General features: G+C 64.0%; 13 protein-coding genes and 1 tRNA gene. 9 read left to right on the forward strand and 5 right to left on the reverse strand.

The genetic code is table 11. From position 1 onward, the window contains the following. The 4 genes from A7V84_RS14415 to xth all read left to right on the forward strand — a co-directional run. Nucleotides 1-381 (forward strand): hypothetical protein (locus A7V84_RS14415; protein ID WP_204246501.1); only part of this gene is annotated, 381 nt, incomplete at its 5' end. Further along, complete coding sequence (locus tag A7V84_RS14420) at nt 381-644, forward strand: hypothetical protein (RefSeq protein ID WP_063492181.1); 264 nt, start codon at nt 381-383, stop codon at nt 642-644. The genes A7V84_RS14415 and A7V84_RS14420, both read left to right, overlap by 1 nt. Beyond that, complete coding sequence (locus tag A7V84_RS14425) at nt 644-859, forward strand: helix-turn-helix transcriptional regulator (RefSeq protein WP_063492180.1); 216 nt, start codon at nt 644-646, stop codon at nt 857-859. Before A7V84_RS14420 ends, A7V84_RS14425 begins: the two co-directional genes overlap by 1 nt. Nucleotides 860-993: 134 nt before the next feature. Further along, complete coding sequence (xth, locus tag A7V84_RS14430) at nt 994-1,776, forward strand: exodeoxyribonuclease III (protein WP_063492179.1); 783 nt, start codon at nt 994-996, stop codon at nt 1,774-1,776. On the opposite strand, the gene A7V84_RS14435 is transcribed toward xth, so the two are convergent. Continuing rightward, entirely contained in the window at nt 1,773-2,708 is a 936-nt protein-coding gene (locus tag A7V84_RS14435; protein ID WP_063492178.1) for a LysR family transcriptional regulator, read from the reverse strand. The two genes, xth and A7V84_RS14435, sit on opposite strands and share 4 nt — an antisense overlap. A 203-nt stretch (nt 2,709-2,911) precedes the next feature. Here A7V84_RS14435 and A7V84_RS14440 point away from each other — a divergent pair, with 203 nt between their 5' ends. The 3 genes from A7V84_RS14440 (at nt 2,912) to A7V84_RS14450 (ending at nt 5,931) form a co-directional block, all read left to right on the forward strand. Next, nucleotides 2,912-4,213, forward strand: a complete 1,302-nt coding sequence (locus A7V84_RS14440) for an MFS transporter (RefSeq protein ID WP_025516446.1) — start codon at nt 2,912-2,914, stop codon at nt 4,211-4,213. A 19-nt stretch (nt 4,214-4,232) separates the two neighbouring features. Further along, nucleotides 4,233-5,741, forward strand: a complete 1,509-nt coding sequence (locus tag A7V84_RS14445; RefSeq protein ID WP_025516449.1) for a M81 family metallopeptidase — start codon at nt 4,233-4,235, stop codon at nt 5,739-5,741. Between the two features lie 114 nt (nt 5,742-5,855). Beyond that, nucleotides 5,856-5,931 (forward strand) — tRNA-Ala (locus A7V84_RS14450). Nucleotides 5,932-6,160: 229 nt separating this feature from the next. On the opposite strand, the gene A7V84_RS14455 is transcribed toward A7V84_RS14450, so the two are convergent. The 3 genes from A7V84_RS14455 to A7V84_RS14465 form a co-directional block, all read right to left on the reverse strand. Beyond that, nucleotides 6,161-7,474, reverse strand: a complete 1,314-nt coding sequence (locus tag A7V84_RS14455; protein WP_025516451.1) for a ferredoxin reductase family protein — start codon at nt 7,472-7,474, stop codon at nt 6,161-6,163. A gap of 259 nt (nt 7,475-7,733) precedes the next feature. Continuing rightward, nucleotides 7,734-8,414, reverse strand: a complete 681-nt coding sequence (locus A7V84_RS14460) for an isochorismatase family protein (RefSeq protein WP_025516452.1) — start codon at nt 8,412-8,414, stop codon at nt 7,734-7,736. Between the two features lie 191 nt (nt 8,415-8,605). After that, nucleotides 8,606-10,012 carry an NAD(P)/FAD-dependent oxidoreductase gene (locus tag A7V84_RS14465; protein ID WP_025516453.1) on the reverse strand — a complete coding sequence of 469 codons (1,407 nt, stop codon included), beginning with the start codon at nt 10,010-10,012 and terminating at the stop codon, nt 8,606-8,608. A 253-nt stretch (nt 10,013-10,265) separates the two neighbouring features. On the opposite strand from A7V84_RS14465, the gene A7V84_RS14470 reads away from it, so the two are divergent. After that, complete coding sequence (locus A7V84_RS14470; RefSeq protein WP_052125700.1) at nt 10,266-10,931, forward strand: TetR/AcrR family transcriptional regulator; 666 nt, start codon at nt 10,266-10,268, stop codon at nt 10,929-10,931. Here the strand turns inward: A7V84_RS14470 and A7V84_RS14475 are convergent. After that, nucleotides 10,928-11,833, reverse strand: a complete 906-nt coding sequence (locus A7V84_RS14475; protein WP_025516456.1) for a LysR family transcriptional regulator — start codon at nt 11,831-11,833, stop codon at nt 10,928-10,930. The genes A7V84_RS14470 and A7V84_RS14475 overlap by 4 nt on opposite strands. A gap of 118 nt (nt 11,834-11,951) precedes the next feature. Here A7V84_RS14475 and A7V84_RS14480 point away from each other — a divergent pair, with 118 nt between their 5' ends. Next, nucleotides 11,952-12,818 carry a pirin family protein gene (locus A7V84_RS14480; protein ID WP_063492177.1) on the forward strand — a complete coding sequence of 289 codons (867 nt, stop codon included), beginning with the start codon at nt 11,952-11,954 and terminating at the stop codon, nt 12,816-12,818. Nucleotides 12,819-12,839: the final 21 nt, after the last annotated feature.

A 12,839-nucleotide genomic window follows, 5' to 3' on the forward strand; every position in this document is an offset into this window, starting at 1 on the left:
GGTCAACTCTACGCCGAGCCCACTGCCGCCCTGGCAAGCGCCCCTGTAGCCGGGGAGGCGAAGCCAGTGGCGTGGGAAAACTTCCCGGCGTATCTGATCGACCATTGCGAGGGCGACACGATCACCGAGGAAGGGATACAGCGGGCGTTGTCCCGCATGCTGATCGATCAGAAGTATGCCGCGCCCCAGGCCTGCGCTGCCGCAGACGGGCGGGATGCACGGGGAGAGGACCCGCTGCAAGGCGCGGCGAACTGGCTTGTGCAGGCACATAGCCAGCCCGGCCCGACCGTCCTGAGCGCATGCCTGATGATCGGCTACAACCGCGCCCAGCGTCTCTACGACGCCGCCATTGCCGCCCAGCAGGGCGAAGGGGGTGAGTGATGGGCGTCAAAACCACCACAACTACGGTTTACGAGTGCGATGTGTGCAGGTCTGAAGTGCCGGAATTGTCGGTCTTCGGAGTCCATAAGGACACCTTGTGGAGCGAACGCGATGTAACGGCGACCCTGACACTCTCGATGCGCCTGGATATCTCCTATGTGACGGACAGGGGCGTCATCTGCAACGCTTGCGCAGCCAAACACCTGCGCGCGGTTGCAGACGCTATCGACTTCGTCGCCCAGCAGCAGGAGGGGGAAGCGTGATGGATCAAGCTCAGCAAGTCCAATCGACGTCGGCACCGAGGCTGCTGTATCGGCTGCGTGAAGCCGAACAAGCAATGGGACTGTCCCGTACCATGATCTACCGCCTGGTCAAGAAGGGCGAGCTCGAACAGGTCAAGATCGGGGACGCTACCAGGATCACCGTTGAGAGCGTCCAGGCCCTGATCGAACGCGGCAAGCGGAAGAAGGAAGCATGACCGGGTATCATCTGGGCTCATGTGTGGTGACAATGCCTAGCACGCCCAAGGTGAGTAGCCAAATGAGTAGCTAGCAACACGCATCCGCTAAAATATCAAATAAAATACAAGTAAATCATATACCTACAAGATTCATGCAATTAGCCACCTGGAACGTCAACTCCCTCAATGTCCGCCTGCCGCAAGTGCTCGAATGGCTCGCCGCCAACCCGGTCGATGCCCTGTGCCTGCAGGAGCTCAAGCTGAGTGATGACAAGTTCCCGCTGCAGGCCTTCACCGATATCGGGTATCACGCCGCCTGGGCTGGCCAGAAAACCTATAACGGCGTGGCCATCCTGTCGCGCGAGCCGGGCTTCGCCTTGCAGCGCAATATCCCGGGTTATGAAGATCCGCAGCAACGCGTGATCGCGGTGACCCTGCCCAGCCCGGCCGGGGACGTGCGCGTCATCTGCGCCTACTGCCCCAACGGGCAAAGCCTGGACAGCGACAAGTACATCTACAAGCTGGAATGGTTCGCGGCGCTGCGCGACTGGCTCAAGGAAGAGTTGCAGACGTATCCGCGCCTGGCCATTCTGGGCGACTACAACGTCGCGCCGGCCGACATCGACGTGCACAACCCGGAAAAATGGGAAGGCCAGGTCCATGTCTCGGAGCCGGAGCGTGCCGCCTGGCGCGCCCTGCTCAATCTCGGCCTGAGCGATGTCTTCCGCGATTTCGAGCAACCCGAGAAGGCATTCAGCTGGTGGGACTACCGTCAGTTCGCCTTCCGCCGCAATGCCGGGCTGCGCATCGACCACATTCTCCTGTCGCAAGACCTGAAACAGGCCTGCACGGCCTGCGTGATCGACAAGGGGCCGCGCGGCAACCCGCAGCCTTCGGACCACACCCCGGTCATCGCGACGCTGGCCTGGAACTAGGCAGGCATGCCCGGGGCGGCCTCGCCCCGGAACACCGGCAAGTGATTCGCGATCTGGCGCATGACCTCCAGGGCCGCATCGGAGAGCGGCCGCCCCACCCTCACCAGCATCTGGCACTGGGTCGCCGCCAATACCGGATGGGCCAGCGCCCGCCGGATCAACTCACCCGCAGCCAATTCGCGATGCGCGCCCAGCGCCGGCATCAAGGTCACCCCGGCGCCGCTGACCACATACTGTTTGAGCACACGCAATGAGTTGGTGGTCAGGCTGGGCGTGAGATGTATGCGTTCGGTGAGTTCGACAACATCGATGATACGGCGCAGCCCATAGGGCGCCGACATCAGAGCATACGGATAAGCCAGCACCTCCTGCAACGTGAGCGGCCCTTGCCCTCTGCCGAGGGGATGATCGGGCGCTGCCAGCAACTGCACCGGGTGCACGGCCGCCAGGCGACAGCGCACCCGCGGATCGACAGGCGGGTTGAAGGCCAGCCCCAGATGCGCGGCATCGCCCGCCACGCTTTCGACTACCTCATTGACCGAGGCGGTATGCACATCGAGCTGGATCTGCGGATGCCGGTGACAAAAGGGCCCGATCACCTGATCCATCAGGCTGTCGATGAAACCCTCGCTGATGACCAGTTTCACCTGGCCGCTGCGCATGCCGCGCAAGGCCTCCAGCCTTGCGGCCAGATGCTCCTGCTGAGCCTGACAACCCTGGTGATAGTCGAGCAGCAATTGGGCGGCTTCGGTGGGGATCACCCCGCGCCCGCGCCGCTCGAACAGCGTCACGCCCAGCTCCTGCTCCAGCAGGCGGACCTGCCTGCTGATGACCGATGCCGCCGTATCGAGCTTGTCGGCGGCGGCCCGCAACGAGCCGCAGCGCACCACTTCGTAGAAATAGCGCAGCCGCGCCTGATTGATCTCCTGCATCACCGCTCCGCGCACAGCCTGGATTAATCGTTGCCCTGTGGGCAACGATACTGTAGCAGCCGTGTTCTTGTTCGTCACCGCCGCGCTGCCAATAATGGCAGCCTGCCTTGACGGCAGCACGGCCCGCCAGAGACGGGCCAGCCTACTTGATTACCCACGCTGATGGGCAACCGGGCGCCTGCCGCCCCTGGAGACACTGACCGATGGCCACCCCGACTGACGGCGTACCGGATCCGCGCCTGAAACCCCTTTACGACAAGATCACCTGGCGCCTGCTGCCCTTTCTGCTGCTGTGTTACGTATTCGCCTACCTGGACCGGGTGAACATCGGTTTCGCCAAGCTGCAGATGCAGGCCGATATCGGCCTGTCGGATGCCGCTTACGGCCTGGGCGCCGGGATTTTCTTTCTCGGCTACGTCCTGTTTGAAGTCCCCAGCAATCTGCTGCTCAACCGGATCGGCGCACGACGCACCATCAGCCGCATCATGGTGCTGTGGGGCCTGACCTCCGCGGCCATGCTGTTTGCGCGCGATGAATATACGTTCTATGCCCTGCGTTTCCTGCTGGGCGTGTTCGAGGCCGGCTTTGCGCCCGGCATGATTTTCTATCTGACGTACTGGTATTCCCAATCCCGCATGGCCGGCGTCATGGCGGTGGTCATGCTGGCGGGCCCGATCGGGGGCATGTTCGGTGGTCCGGTCTCGACCTGGATCATGAGCGCCTTTAACGGCGACCATGGCCTGGCCGGCTGGCAATGGATGTTCTTGCTGGAAGGCCTGCCTTGCGTACTGCTCGGCGTGATCGCCTTTTTCACCATGACCGATCGGCCCGAGCAGGCCAAATGGCTCAATGCCGAAGAGAAGGCCCTGCTGGCCAGCGACCTCAACCGCCGGGGCGAAGCGGCCGCCGCCCAGCCATTTCGCGCCGTGTTGCGCAACCCGACCGTCTACCGGCTGGCGGCCACCTACTTTTGCCTGATCTGCGGCATCTACGCCGTCAGTTTCTGGCTGCCCACCTTGCTCAAGCTCGCGGGCATCACTGACCTGCGCGCCATCGGCTGGTACTCGGCCCCTCCCTATCTGGTGGCCATGATCGCCATGATCGGCTTTGCACGCAGCTCGGATCGCCACAAGGAACGACGCTGGCACACCGTGGTGCCTGCCTTGCTGGCGGGCCTGGCCCTGTGTCTGGCCACGGCCATGGTCAGCGACTTCTGGCCGGCGTTGGTCGCCATCACCCTGGCCACCGCGCTCATGTGGGCCTCCTATACCGTGTTCTGGGCCATTCCCTCCCAGGTGCTGCGTGGCGAGGCGGCCGCCGGCGGCATCGCGCTCATCAACAGCATCGGACTGCTTGGCGGTTTCCTGAGCCCCTCGCTCATTGGCTGGTCCCAGAAAATGACCGGTTCGCTGGCCAGCGGCCTGTATCTCATCGCCGGCCTGCTGATCGTCGGCGGCCTGCTGCTCATCACTACCCGTCTGCCGCGCCCCGGCCAGAACGCCTGATCTCGACAAGGAGCCCCGCATGCATATCCTGGTTGCCGGTTTCCAGCATGAAACCAACACCTTCGCGCCGTCCAAGGCCGGCTATGACAACTTCCTGCGCGGCGAGGGCTTTCCGGCCCTGGTGCGCGGCGACGACGTGCTGGCCTTGCGCGAGGTCAACATCCCGGCAGGCGGTTTCATCAACGCCGCCCTGGCCGATGGCCACCGCTTGCGGCCGGTCATCTGGGCGGGCGCCAGCCCCTCGGCGCACGTCACCCGCGACGCCTTCGAGCGCATCACCGGCGAGATCGTCGCGGCCGCCCGCGAAGGCGGCTACGACGCCGTCTACCTCGACCTGCACGGCGCCATGGTCACGGAAGACCACGACGACGGCGAAGGTGAAATCCTGCGCCGGGTCCGCGCCGCCGTGGGCCCCGACACACCCATCGTCGCCAGCCTGGATCTGCACGCCAACGTCACCGCCGCCATGCTGGCCAATGCCTGCGCACTGGTCGCCTTCCGCACCTATCCGCACGTGGACATGGCAGACATCGGCGAGCGTGCCTACGCGCTGCTGCAGGCACGTATTGCAGCGGGCCCGGGCTGGCACACCGCCATGCGCCGCCTGCCGTTTCTCATCCCGATCAACGGCATGTGCACCCTGCTTGAACCTGCCCAGGGCGTCTACGCCGATCTGGCCCGCCTGGAAGCTGCCACGAACGGCGTGGCCAGCCTGTCGTACGCCCCCGGCTTTCCGGCCGCCGACTTTCCCGAATGCGGCCCGGTGGTCTGGGCCCATGGCAGCGACCGCGACGCGGTGGAAAGCGCCGTGCGCACGCTGACCGAACAAGTGGCGGCCCTGGAGGCCGACTGGTCGCCGGATTTCCTGGCGCCCGATGAGGCCGTCCGCCAGGCGCAGCAACTCGCCCGGGGCGCAAGCCGCCCGGTCATCATCGCCGACACCCAGGACAATCCCGGCGCCGGCGGCGACGCCAACACCACCGGCCTGCTGCGCGCCTTGATCGAGGCCGACGCCCAGAATGCCGCCATCGGCCTCATGTGCGACCCCGCGGCCGTGGCCCTCGCCCTGGCCGCCGGCCTCGGCAACACGGTCCGGCTGAGCATCGGCGGCCAATCCGGCGTACCCGGCGACCACCCCTGTGAGGGCGAGTTCCTGGTCGAATTCATCTCCGAGGGCAAGACCCGCTACGCCGGCCCCATGATGCACGGCATGGACGCCGACGTCGGCCCCACCGTCCGCCTGCGCCATCGCGGCGTCAGCGTCATCGTCAGCAGCAACAAGGCCCAGACCCTCGATCGCAATCTCATCCGCCTGGGCGGCATCGACCCCGAAGATCTCGCCATCCTGGTCGTCAAAAGCTCGGTGCATTTCCGGGCCGACTTCCAGCCCATCGCCCAGGCCGTGCTTATCGCCAAGGCCCCCGGCCCCATGCAGGCCGACCCCGCCGACCTGCCCTGGACCCGCCTCGCCCCCGGCATCCGCATCCGCCCACAAGGCCCGGCCTTCATCCCGCCGGCGCTCCCCTGATCGCCTCCGGCGGGGTTCCGCGACAACCGACGCAAGCCCCCGCAGCGCGCCGCCTTGCGGCTGCGCTGCTACCCAAGCCTTAAAAAAAGGTGTATAGTTTTGGTCTTCTGATTTGGGGCGGTAGCTCAGCTGGGAGAGCGTCGCGTTCGCAATGCGAAGGTCGGGAGTTCGATCCTCCTCCGCTCCACCAAAATTCCAGACGGAAAAGCCTTGGAAACACCATGTGTTCCAAGGCTTTTTTGTTTTTACAGGCTTGTTTTATTGGCTTTGCGGCTGGTGCCGCCGCCACGGCACAAGGTCCGCCCGGTGATTTTCGGTAGCTGATGGAAAATCAGCTTATGCGGCCAAATACTGAAAACCTTGTGTTTTCTTGGTTTGCCTCGCGCAATGCGTGGCCCTCTGCTCGGGCCAGGATTGGCTTAACGAAACGCGAAGTGTTCCCGGTGCAGTTGCCAGGAAGCCGCCGGCAATGATTGCTTGAGCGCTTGTTCCAGTTGTTTGCCCATGGCCGCGGGGCCACAGAACCACACTTGCAGTGGTTTGTCGGCCTGATATCGCTGGAGCACCTCTGTGGGTGACCAGCGACGGCCGTCGGCGAAGATGTCCAGATGCACGTCGGGATGACGCGCGGCAGCCTCTTGCAGCGCCTGAGCCAAGGGGTCGACCGCATGCTGACAGGCATATTGCAGCCAGGCCTGGGGAGCATGGCCGTCCTGGTGAAGCTGGCCCAGCCAGGACAGGAAGGGGGTCGCGCCCACGCCGGCGCCCACCCAGACATGCACGGCGCCATCGTCGTGATCGGGCGGCACGAAGCGGCCATAGGGGCCATCCAGTTCAACGGCAATGCCGGGCGCCAGGCGTTCGCGCAGGCTGCCTGTCCAGTCGCCCCGTTGCTTGATGTGAAAGCGCACGAGATGGTTCTGCTTGTCCGCATCGGATAACGTAAACGGATGCGCCTCTTGCTCTCCTGGCAGGCGCAAAAAAACGAACTGCCCTGCGTCATGGCCCGGCCAGGAATCTCCCATGCGGCATTGCACTTCCAGCACATCGCCACGCTGCGCGAGCGACACGACGGTACCTGCATGGGGATAGCGCGGTCGCAGGTCACGCAACAGTTGCCTCACGGCGGCCGCGATGCCGAGCATCATCGTCAAGGCCAGCAGCCAGCCACCCAACCCCTCCCAATAAGCAGGAGGAGTCAGCACGATGCCATGGAAGACCAGCAACAAATATGCCAGCGGCATGAAGCGGTGCAGCCAATACCAGCGTTTGTAGGGCACCGCCCGACGCGCAAGCGTAATGACCAGCATCAGGATCAGCGCATAGAAAGTCCATTCGCCCAAGGTTTTGGCATAGGGCTTGAGAATACCGACCCAGTCGGGCGCAGGTACTTTGGCCGGCCGGCCCGCATTGCCAATGGCTGTGACAATGAGAGGCTTCGACTGTTTGGTCAGCCAGTGCGCCACGCTCAACGCAATGGCAATGATGCCCAGCCATTTGTGCAACAGGTAGGCTTTATCCATGCCACCCAAAGGCGACTCCAGCCAGCGGGGTCGCAGAGCCAGGATCATGACGGCCGTCATGGCCCCCAGAGCCAAAATCCCGGTGAGCAGCATGCCTTCTTGCCGCATCACCCATGGCAGATCACCGGGAGGCGATGGCGAAAGCCAAAAAGCCTCCATGGCCCAGATGACAAAAAAAGAGGCAAGGACAAGAAGAACGAAACGGCGCAAGACGGCACTCCAGTTTGCTCGATGGCAGGCAAGACCTGTTTGCGGAAAACGATACCCGCAGCAGCGCTGAATCGTTCACCACGGGCGACTTCAGGGTAATCGCGCCTGTTCAAAATGGAACGATGCAAGGCTAGCATGGCATTCGCCAGAGACCATCATGGCCGTTGGCAATCTTGAACCTGTGCTTCACCACACTGCGCACGAAAAAGCCCTGGACACGCAATGCGTCCAAGGCTTTTTGTTTTACGGGTGCAGCGGGTTATTTGCGCATCGAGTCCAGCACTTCCTGGTTTTGCTGCACGTCTTGCGCTTTGGCGTAGCTTTCGATCAGCAACTGGTAGGCCGGGAAAATCTGGGTGTAGGCCTGGGCCCAGGCAGCGGCGTCGTCGCGGTTCCAGGTGCGTTGCAGTTCGGAGGCGACGGCGGCGGTGTCCATGGGGACGACGCCGGCCTGTACCACGCGCGCCAGGGTAATCTCCTGGGCCATTTTGCTGTACGTCCCCGAGGCGTCGATCACGGCGAAGACCTGATAGCCGTCATGCACGGCGCTGATGGCGGGAAACGCCATGCATACGCTGGTGATGGTGCCCGCAATGATGAGCTGTTTTCTGCCGGAGGCTTTGACGGCGGCGACGAACTCGGGGTTGTCCCAGGCGTTGATTTCCCCCTTGCGCGCTACGTATTGGGCATGGGGCGCGTTCTGGTGGATTTCCGGGATCAAGGGGCCGTTGGGGCCTTGCGGCACCGAGGCGGTGGTAATGACCGGGATGTTGGCCAGGCTGGCCAGGGTGGCAAGCGCCGCGGCGCGCTGGCGCAGTTCGGGCATCGGCATGTCACCCACGGTCTGGAACAAGCCGCTCTGGTGATCGATCAGCAACATCACGGCATTGGCCGGATCGATGACGGGTTTCTGGTTGTGGAAATTGGCAGGCGTACTCATGGCATGGGCTCCTGGTTGGATAAGGATGTCGCCGGGGTTGGCCTGCGAAGTATCAATCTGGGACGATGCCCTGCCTAGACGCTGAAAACCGCCATCAGTGTCCCAGATAAAGAACGACAACGTGGCATGGCCGCGTGTCCCCGCTGGGGACATGCGGCCTCAGCCAGGTGGACCTTGCAGAAGACGCGCCTTCAGAACGACACCAGACGTCCCGGGTTGAGGGCATTGACCATGCCCATGGCGGCCTTGACCAGCGGGATCGCCATGGCCGAGAGCTGACGTCCCAAGGGGATCTGGCGGTGTTCGATGCCTGCCAGCATGGCAAAGTCGTCATTGCGACCGGTGACGTCGTCGCCAATGGCCTTGCCGATGCGCACGGTTTGCGCCACGCCGTGTCCACTCCAGCCGTGCACCAGATAAATGGGCGCGGCATCGTCGGTTTTACGACAGTCGGTGGCGCCGTTGAGGGTGAAGTCGCTGATGCCGCTCCAGGAGAATTCAAGCTGCGCCGGCGCCAGTTGTGGGAACACGGTATGAATTCGGCCAGTCAGGTAATCGTTGATGCGCTCCGGCGACCAGCTGCCGCCCGTGCCCTGGCCGCCGAACAGCAAGCGGTTGCGCGGTACGGCCCGGTAGTAGTCGATCTGGAACTGTGTGTCGTAGACCGCCATGTCAGAGGGCAGCAGTTCGGCCGTGTCGATCTCCAGCGGCGCGGTGACGCCTACGTAGGTATAGAACGGCACCGTCGTGTGCTTGTCATGTGACAGAAAACGGAAGGAGGTATGGTGCACGGCCAGCACCAGGGCCTTGCGCGCGGTGATGAGGCCGTTGGCGGTCACGGCCTGGGCACCTTGCGGGCTTTGCGCAATCTCCAGCACTTCGGTGTCTTCGTGCACGGTGCCGCCATATTGCAGCAGGCCGTGAACAAGGCCACGCAGCAGCGCCAGCGGGTGCAGCTGACCACCCAGACGGTCGATCGCCGCACCGTGATAGAGGCTCGAGCGGATGTGCTGCTCGAGCTCATAGGCGCCCGCAATCTCGACCGTAGCATCGCCCAGGTGACGGCGCGCATCGGCCCCTTCGACCAGGGCGCTCATGTGGCCGGGATGCACGGCCGCCGTGAGGTGGCCGCGGCGACGGTCGAAATCCAGGCCGTGGCGTGCCGCGATCTCGTCGATGAGTTCCATGGCTTCCACCGAGGCCATGCGCCACAGGCGCCTGGCCTCGGGCAGGGGCAGGTTGGCGATCATGTCGGCCGCCTCCCAGCGCGCCAGGCCCGGCGTGAGCTGGCCTCCATTGCGGCCCGAGGCGGCCGAGCCGATGCTGTCTTTTTCCACGAGCACCACATCCAGGCCTGCCTGGGCCAGATGCAGCGCGGTCGATGCGCCAAGCAGGCCGCCGCCCACGACCAGCACGTCGCAATGGCGGTCATGCGGCAGCGGCGCAAAGCGCGGCCAGGGCGCCAGCGAGGCTTCGTAATAGGTCGCGGGCGCAGGCTCCTGGTGGGCAGGCTGCCAGTTCCAGAGGCGTTGATCGAGTTTAAGTCGGGTTGCTGTGTTGCCGGCGTCTTCCAGTAAGGTGGGTTTATATACGTCCATGATGAATGGGAGTCCTGTGTCTTTGCCCCAGGGCGCGAGCCGCTGCGGCGAGGCACAGAGCGGAAGGCCACGATCACGCGCCGTAAGCGTGGCGTTCCGTTCTGCTGAATGCCCAGGGCCAGTTCTGGCGCGCCCCGGGGTACTATTTCTACGATGTAGAAAAATAAATTCTACGGCGTAGAATACGTCTTTGTCAAAAATCGGCCAGGGCGACTGCGCTGACCGCCGCATTATCTGGAAAGGAAAAAACCGCATGACCACAGCCCGCGCCAAGCCCGGCCCCCGCTCCCAAAGCCTGTCCAAGGAGGCCCTGGTGGCGGCGGCAGTGCTGCTGATGGAGGCAGGCGGAGAAAGCGGGTTTTCTTTACGCAAACTGGGCGAACAGGTGGGCTGCGACCCCATGGCGGTGCTGTATCACTTCAAATCCAAGGAGGGCCTGCAGCGCGCCATGGCCGACTGGCTCAATGCCCGATTGCTACCGGCCAATACCGCCCTGCCCTGGGCAGGCCGCCTGGCCGACCTGGCCGGCCAATATCGCCGGCTGGCTTTGCAGTACCCGCACACCTTCCGCCTGATGCAGCGCTTCCTGAATACTGGCGCGGCCGATTATGTCCATATCGAGATGGTGTATCAGGCCCTGCAGGAGGCCGGTTTGCCCGAAGCGGAAATGCCCGCGGCCTGCGTGGGGTGGTATGCCGCCGTGTATGGGCTGATCCTGGGAGAAATCGGCGGCCTGATCCGCCGCGCGACGGCACCCGAGGTAGCCGAACTGGAACAATTGCCCCTGCCCGACCTGCCTTGGCTGCGCCGCCTGATGCCGCGCTTTACCGAACTGGATACCACGGCGGTTTTCGACATGATGATCGACACGCTGCACACCGGCCTGGCGCAACGCGGCCGGCTCGCCGGCCAGGCCTAGTCTTCGACCAGATCCTGAAAGCGCTGGGCGAGAAAATCGATCAACAAGCGCACCGACGGCAGAATGCCGCGGCGTGAGGGAAATACGGCGTGAATGATCTCGCGCCTTGGCTCCCAGCCCGGCACGACACAGACCAGCTCGCCGCTTTCCAGATGGTGGCGCAGCATCAGCCTGGGCAGTTGCACCACCCCTACCCCCGCCAGCGCGGCATCGCGCAGGGCCACCATGTCGGAGGTGACAAAGCGCGGCTGGTGATAAACCGTGGCCTGAGCGCCGTCGGGGCCAAACAGCTCCCAGCGCTGCGGCCCATGCGGCGGCCCGAGACCCAGACTGGGCCAGCCATCGAGTTCGCCCGGCGTGGCGGCAAAACCATGCTGTTGCACCAGGCCCGGGCTGGCGACCAGGCATTGCCCCCTGTCGGCCAGCACGCGCATGACGAGATCGCTGTCTTCCAGGGGAGGCGGACGCACCCGGATGGCCACATCCACGGCTTCGCTGACCACGTCCACGCGCCGGTTGCTTGCTTCCAGATGCAGATTGATCAACGGATGGGCCGCCATGAAGTCGGCCAGCATCGGCCCCACATTGGCATGCAGCAAGGCGATCGGACAGGTCAGGCGCACCACCCCGCGCGGCTCGGCGCGCGAGATGTCGATCACCTCCTGGGCCGCCTCCGCCTCGACCAGCATGGCACGGCAATGCTCGTAGTAGCGCAGGCCTATCTCGGTGACCGCGAAATGGCGGGTCGAACGCTGGATGAGACGCGCGCCCAGCCGTTCCTCGAGCATGGCCAGACGCCGGCTGAGCTTGGATTTGGGAATCCCCAGGGCGCGCCCGGCAGGCGCGAAGCCGCCATGGTCGACCACCTGGACGAAATAGTACAAATCGTTGAGATCCTGCATACCCGATCCAGCGTTCCATTAACAGAACTGTGAACTCGAATCTAGCACACTAGCCAGAATATCGTCCTATATTTAATCTGTCTCCATCGTATCCCACACGGATCATCAGGAGATCACCATGAAAAAGATTCTCGGCGTCTACAGCGCTCCCCGCCCCCACTGGGTCGGCGATGGATTTCCGGTGCGCTCGCTGTTTTCGTATAACGGCCACGGCCGGCAACTGAGTCCTTTTCTGCTGCTGGATTATGCCGGTCCGGCAGAGTTCACCCCGACGGCCACGCCGCGCGGCGTGGGCCAGCACCCGCACCGCGGCTTTGAAACGGTCACCATCGTCTACAAGGGTGAAGTCGCGCACCGCGACTCCACCGGCCAGGGCGGCGTGATCGGGCCTGGCGATGTGCAGTGGATGACGGCGGGCGCCGGAATTCTGCATGAAGAGTTCCATTCGCCTGCCTTCAGCGAGCAGGGCGGCATGCTGGAAATGGTGCAGCTGTGGGTCAACCTGCCGGCGCAATCCAAGATGACCCCGCCGCGCTATCAGGCCATCACCGCGGGCCAGATCCCCGAAGTGGCCCTGCCCAACGGCGCGGGCAAGCTGCGGGTCATCGCAGGCGAGTATGACGGCCAGCAAGGCCCGGCCGAGACGTTCTCGCCGCTGTCGGTGTGGGACTTGCGCCTGAAGCAGGGCAGCTACAGCGCCTTGCGGGTCCCGGCCGGCTGGACCACGGCCCTGGTCGTGCTGCACGGAACCGTGCAGGTCAACGGCAACGCCATTGCGCGCGACGGGCAGATGGTTGTGCTGGATCGCGATGGCCAGGCGCTGGCCATCGAGGCCAATGGCGAGGCTTCGGTGCTGTTGCTGACCGGAGAGCCGATCGACGAGTCCATTGTCGGCCATGGCCCCTTCGTGATGAACAGCCACGAGGAAATCGTGCAGGCCATCTCGGATTTCAACAGCGGCCGTTTCGGCCAGATGCCGGCCTGAAGCCGGCCAGCCTGTCCTGAC

Origin of the sequence: Bordetella trematum (assembly GCF_900078335.1) — a bacterium.
Lineage (GTDB): Bacteria > Pseudomonadota > Gammaproteobacteria > Burkholderiales > Burkholderiaceae_B > Bordetella > Bordetella trematum.